The following is a 6,117-nucleotide window of genomic DNA, read 5'->3' as shown; positions in this document are numbered from 1 at the left end:
AGCATGGACGCCAGACGCGAATACAACAGATTGATCACAGGGTCATTTAGATGGGCGAGGTTGTTTTCCAACCATTGCTTTAGGAAAACCGCTTCGTTGGTGTTCACGACACCGTCCGCCGTAATCCCCGCGGCCAGTCCCACCAAGGCATCGGCGGCGCGTCGATCGATACGGGTGTGGTGGAAGAATTTGCTGTTTTCGAACTCGTTGTGTAGGTCCATTACGGAGTTCCTTAGGATGGGTATCGGTTCAGCACTGAAGCATTACCGGTTGGGGAAATGTTGTGTTCAAACCTAGCACTCCTGCGCACAGCCCCCCATTTTTTGATCGAGGAAATAAATCTGTCCCCCTTTCCCTCCACGGCTTCGCCGTGAGGCTGAAGTCTTCGACAAGATCAACATTCAGGACGGCACCAAAGGCGGCCGCGCCGGCGCCTCGGCGCCACGTTGGATTTTGGTGGACGACCATGTTCTAGGTGCACTTGGGTTTGCAAGGCAAGTGTCGCCTGCGGGTAGCCGTAACCTGATTGCGCCACACGAAAGTTTCCTGAATCTTCTGCAAGAAATCATTCGCCCTGCACGGGACATCCTGCATGCACACAACCTCAGAGGCTTTCATGAGCTCCGTGCGGCGTACGCATGTGAGCGTTATGAGCAAATCACTCAACACCGCGCGCCTATCAACGGCGGCCAATGCCGCAAGGTTGACAGGGGCCTTGATCGTGAGGCTCGGAGGCAAATCAGCTACGAGCTGGGGCACGGTCGGATCGACGTGGTCGCTGCGTACATAGGAGGACGTACATGATCAAGCAATTCGATATGGAGCTGTTCATGGCTGCGGTGCTGACAGGGTCGTACGCAACGCGAAAGCGTCATTTACGGCAGGCGAAAATTATTCAGGCAGCTATCGCAGATCGCTGGAAGCAGGAAGCAGGAAACACCTTGGTGTTGGCGAAGGAAGCATATGGATTGGTTCCTTCAGCACCATTTGGCAGAGCATAGTAGTGCCACCAAGTATTACTATTCACTGACGTTGAAGCTACTTATCCGGCGACTAGACAAAACGTGGGTGCTTGGCAGCTAAACTAGCAATCACCCACGCAAATCTAAAAGCCAAATATGCTCGACACTATTCATATTGAGCAAGGCTTGGCTGCCTTCGCAACGAGATCCAATCACACAACAAAACCGATATACTTAAGCGAAGAGTTAAATACCCCCCGTGAAAATCATTCCAAGTGCACTAACTCTACCTCATTAAAATAATCTTTAATACTTGAGGATTCCTCAGTGCTCATTATTCGCACACACGTCAAATTCTTGATCGCCCTAGAGCAAGCAACATACATAATTTTTCTATTCTCGGCAGTTACATCCCCCTGCGAAAACACATTACCAAACTTATAGTCCCTCCAAAAAAACTCATCTGCCACCACCAAAACGTTTTCGATACCCGAACCTTTCGTCTTGTGCATGGTTATGAAATTTGTTTTCTCCGACAAATAATCATAGTACTTGAATACTTCACCCAGGGTTAATTTTTCTCCAAAATAATCATCATAAAATAGCTCTTGCCTTACATGACGCTCTAAATCTCCAAACTCATACTCATCAATATCAAAGCCAGCTTTGTTTAACTTGCTAGGACTATCAAGCCCGGATAAATATTGATCTTTGAAAGCAGCGTACCTGGAATTTCCCTTAGTACCCTCAAAAAATTCGTCTCTTCTTCTCACGAGTCGTTCATATGAATCCGATTGCTTCAGTAGCTTAAATTTAAACGCTTCATGTATTGCACCATGCGCTGGAGAGCTCAATTCAAAAACACTTTTGAACGCGGCCAACAATTCATCCTTGTGAAAAACGGAATCCAACACGAAGCCCGATTTTTTTACGAAACGGATGACCTTTGCATATCTTTTATTTTCATAATCTTCGTGCAACTCATATAGCTCAGCAAAATGGCATATCGCTAATACTTTTTCTAAATTCTCATTTGTTGCTTGTCCAAACCTAGAGTTAAATATCTCATACAATTGACTGAATCCAGCCTCAAAAGCAACAGCCTTATTTGTCAACATCAACATCTTATAGTCATCGATGCCTCGTGCCACTTCAATCAATTTGTTAAGCTTTTTAAGGTATGACTCCTTGTCTTCGCGTGGACTGTGCTGGGTTGGCTTTTCGTCGCAAACTGAATAAACGAGCTTGACCCTACCCTGGCGGTCCGCCAGTGTTTCTAAATCTCCATTCTCCAGAGTTTTGAATGCAACACTTTGTTGCAACTCATCGTCCCTTAGGTTGTTAATGATCTTGACTACCTGCTCCGAGCACCTGTAATTATCCTCTTTGTTTATTTTTTTTATCGCTTTTGCTTTTACATAACACTCCAAGTCTCCGACACCATCCTCATATATACCCTGCATCGAGTCACCAAAGAACCCGAATACTAGACCTTGGTCTTTCACTACAAAATCAAGAAACGCCTTGACTATATCAGGAGACGTATCTTGATACTCATCGACAAATATATAGTCATACTTATCGGCCAATATTTTCCTTAATTTTTTTCTTTCACACAGCAATGAGACAGCTAACTTAACAAGCCCATCATGACCAAAGCTTAAATCGCGAAAGCTATCGAATGCGGTCTCGTTATAACGAACCTTTTGAGGTGAGGCTTTCTTAATGTGCTCAAGCACACTTGCGTTAAGGTGCTTTATTTTCTCATTTAATAAAGCATTTGCCGCTTGCGGATCTTTGTCATACATTGGTTTCCCCAAGACCTTGTCCTCTTTTATCTTGAGGATGACATATGCCTTATCTGCATATTTCCCGTAGGCCTTTTTATAACGTTCATGCTCGCGTTTCTTATACTCCTTTTCGTCGTCCATGGCTTGCCCTACTCTAAATTCTGGCAATAGGAAAAGCTCATGTATTACTTTATGTAAATCTATGCAAAAGGAGTTGATGATACCATTCAGAAACGAATGAATCGTGCTAACAGCGTGCAACTCTCCTGCGCGAGCCTTGATTTCATCTGCTGCCAAATTTGTGTGCGTAATACATGCCACTCTTTTTTCCGGCATATGTTTGGATATATGATCCAACAAAATTTTCAGGGTTTCGGTTTTACCACTCCCAGCACCTCCTTGAAGGACAAAGCTTTCACCTCTTTCCAAGCAAGATACAATACTCTCAAGGGGAGTCATTCCGATATCCATTCTAATGCCTCCACAATATACGCCGGTATACGCCAGGTAACTTGATCATCTGTCAGCGCTAGATACAACAAAGAAGAAGCGAACGCAGACTTCTTATCTAGAACTTTCTCAATCAGATCATACGCATCAAGCGTGCCATCAAACTCATGCGTATTTTTTAACCCACTTATATTATCAAGTTTATTTTTTATTACGTTCCTATTTATATGCACAAAGGCATCTTCAAAACTCCTAGCGTGGTAGCCTTCCTCTTGTTTCTGATAAGCAATATGAATTTTAGTGTACGAATGGTTCAGTTTGTGTGCGACTAACTTTTCAAACCAGCTTGCAAACTTAGCCTCTTCAGAGAAATCGGGCGCTTCATAATAGTGTTTCAGTGTAGCGTTACTGGTGTGATCCGACCCTAAAACTTTAAAGGATGGATAGATAGTTCTTGGGGTTGCCTTGGTAGTGTCAATAGTCTTTTTCGTTGTATCGATATCAGTGATGACCAGAGTCTTAATTTCTAAAAAATCAAGGAAATGTTTGAAAGCCTTAGCATTAGCACCGACTTCCAACATTGTGACATTCTGGGAGAACAACGAAATATGGTCCTTACTTTGAACTTTCGACTTATCAAACAACTCCACGAAATATGGCCACAACATTCGCTCCGTAACTCCCTCAATAAATATAACCTTGCTTGCAAAAAAAAGCTCACAGGAATTGAGGGTCAGATACTGCTCTAGGAACTTAAATGAATCTTCGTCCTCAGCGTATTTGGCTTTTAATTCCGAATAGAAATTCTTCACCTTTGTGCAGCCATCTAAGTTCTGCAAATATCTAATATCTTTGAAATCGCATTGAGATACAATGTGTGACGAATGCGTAGTTATTACCGCCTGGATATTCTCAATCTCGTTCAATATGCTTTTTATTTGATTAGCAAAAACATATTGCATCTGAGGGTGCGTATGCGCCTCAGGCTCCTCTATGAACAAAAGATTTATATTTTTACCTGTCTTGGCAAATGACTCCTTCTTTATCTCTACGCTTAGTAAGAGATAAAGAATATTCATATGTCCTAGACCGTTGAATGTTTCCGGGAGATACTCAGAGCGATCCCCGTAAACTACTTGGGAACTATTCTCCAGCACTTCATTGGACTCGAGATTAGATACAACCTTAATATCCTCAATCCCCAGGAATGCCTTTGAGGTTTTCAGGAAAGGCTCAAAGAAATCCTTATAGCTACTTTCAAGGTTCTCATCGATCTTAAGAAGCAAGTTATTTATCGGATCGAAATCTGTTACATCCTTGTTTGCCTTATTAAAATATTGCGTAGTCAATTTAGAGAGCATTTTCTTTCCGCCCTCGCTACTAGCAACATCTCGTCTAGCATGAATTATCTGAAAGTTGATCAGATCTCTAACCGTAGCTATTTCTTTTTTTACTAGCCTACTTCGGTTTTCAAGTAAAAGGTCGTCTTCATCAGCATATGCGTATACGTTGACCTGCAAATACTTATCCAGGTTTTTTCTCAAAAACCTTTCTCGCTCCCCATCGAACTGCTCAATATCCCTCAGCAACAAGTCCTTATTTACAACACACTCAAACAAAATTTTTATTTTATTATTATTACTATCAAGATCCAACATAAATTCTGACAGATGTCTCAAACTATCTGTTTCATTATATTCGACCTCAACTTTCATGCTTATCGACAAAGGCAAAACATCAGTTTTGTGGTCAATTGCCGCTAAATCTTTACGCACCACTAACGGAAAATCATGATAATTGAAAGACACCCCAGGCTCATAAAACTTCTCAAACAATACAAGCAATGAAGTTTTGCCGCTATTATTTCTACCAATAAGCAGCGATAGACTATCCCGCAGATCAAGTGTCACATTCTGGAGTGCCCGAAAATTAACAGCAGAAATTTTAGTTATCTTCATACTTTATCTCATACATCCATTTCGAGAAAAACTTAGAACGTAATTTTTCCAATTTATCAATGACGGAAGGCCAGCGTGCAGGCTTGACTCACACGAACAGATCCGACCTTCATGAACAGCCCATTTGGGCGGAACAAATGACCTAATATAGCTCATCGATGGCATTTTGCCACAAATGAATAGGATACCAATCCTCCACACTACCTCGGAGAATGTATACCTAGAGGGGGTAGCAAGAAGGGGCAGTACTTCGTGCAAATTTAAAGGATACAAATAGGGATACTAGATCGTCATGGGATTTATATAATGTTGATTAATAATGATTTTCCTATTAGTTCGGCTCCAGGTGCCGCACCATACAAAACGAAGCCCTCGCAGAAATGCGAGGACTTCGTTGTTTCTGGGTGTTCACTTTTCCTCCATCCCCCTAAAAACCTGTGGGAGCGAGCTTGCTCGCGATGAGGCCATCAAACCCACCGACAATCTTTCAGCCAAGACAACAGGCAGCCTTCCCTGGAGCGGCTCAACCAAACAGCATCTTTTGCCAGTGATCCTCACCCACAATGGCAATCGAAGCCCCCGCCTTTCGCAGCTCCACTGCCTTCATGATCTTCGTTCCGTAGGTGCTGTGGCGCCACTGCTCATTACCCACGCTGCCGACCACCAGGTAATGCACCTTCTTACTCACCCCACCACCAATCAAACCGCCACGCTCCTCGACCAATGCCTGGCAATCTTTGCGTGGCCCAAAGGCCATGACGCCTGTAAATACAAACATTCGGCCATCCCACACCAAGTCAGGGGCTGGGGAGTTGAAGGGAAGGTCCGTTGGAGTAATGGCAACAGCTTCGCCGACCTTCGATCTCTCAATGCCCACGCCAGAAAAGCTACGCAGGATGTTAAGCAGCTCAAGAGACTCGTCCGGGTCCAGAGCATCGTCCTGAAGCATGGACGCCA

3 protein-coding genes and 3 pseudogenes are annotated in these 6,117 nt (G+C 43.5%); 2 read left to right on the top strand and 4 right to left on the bottom strand.

The genetic code is table 11. The features are described 5' to 3' along the window. A pseudogene (locus BM317_RS29445) lies at positions 1-221 on the bottom strand (NAD-dependent DNA ligase); the annotation flags it as partial. Between the two features lie 136 nt (positions 222-357). Here BM317_RS29445 and BM317_RS31335 point away from each other — a divergent pair. Both BM317_RS31335 and BM317_RS29435 read left to right on the top strand, forming a co-directional pair. Then, positions 358-804 (top strand): annotated as a pseudogene (locus BM317_RS31335) (integrase); the annotation flags it as partial. Beyond that, a pseudogene (locus BM317_RS29435) lies at positions 801-1,083 on the top strand (hypothetical protein). The pseudogenes BM317_RS31335 and BM317_RS29435, both read left to right, overlap by 4 nt. Positions 1,084-1,228: 145 nt before the next feature. On the opposite strand, the gene BM317_RS29430 reads toward BM317_RS29435, so the two are convergent. The 3 genes from BM317_RS29430 to BM317_RS29420 form a co-directional block, all read right to left on the bottom strand. Then, entirely contained in the window at positions 1,229-3,223 is a 1,995-nt protein-coding gene (locus tag BM317_RS29430) for a UvrD-helicase domain-containing protein (protein WP_092477195.1), read from the bottom strand. Then, positions 3,208-5,160 carry an AAA family ATPase gene (locus BM317_RS29425; protein WP_092477193.1) on the bottom strand — a complete coding sequence of 651 codons (1,953 nt, stop codon included), beginning with the start codon at positions 5,158-5,160 and terminating at the stop codon, positions 3,208-3,210. The genes BM317_RS29430 and BM317_RS29425 overlap by 16 nt, the downstream gene beginning before the upstream one ends. Positions 5,161-5,683: 523 nt before the next feature. Continuing rightward, the coding region (locus BM317_RS29420) for a BRCT domain-containing protein (protein WP_092477191.1) at positions 5,684-6,117 on the bottom strand (434 nt) is incomplete at its 5' end.

The sequence above is a fragment of the Pseudomonas sp. NFACC24-1 genome (genome assembly GCF_900115235.1).
Lineage (GTDB): Bacteria > Pseudomonadota > Gammaproteobacteria > Pseudomonadales > Pseudomonadaceae > Aquipseudomonas > Aquipseudomonas fluorescens_AA.
Note: the sequence above shows the minus strand (reverse complement) of the source record. Positions and strands in the feature narration are given on the sequence as shown.

Coding starts and splice junctions, on each gene's coding strand:
- BM317_RS29430 (WP_092477195.1), bottom strand. CDS start 3,223: ATGGATATCGGAATGACTCCCCTTGAGAGTATTGTATCTTGCTTGGAA.
- BM317_RS29425 (WP_092477193.1), bottom strand. CDS start 5,160: ATGAAGATAACTAAAATTTCTGCTGTTAATTTTCGGGCACTCCAGAAT.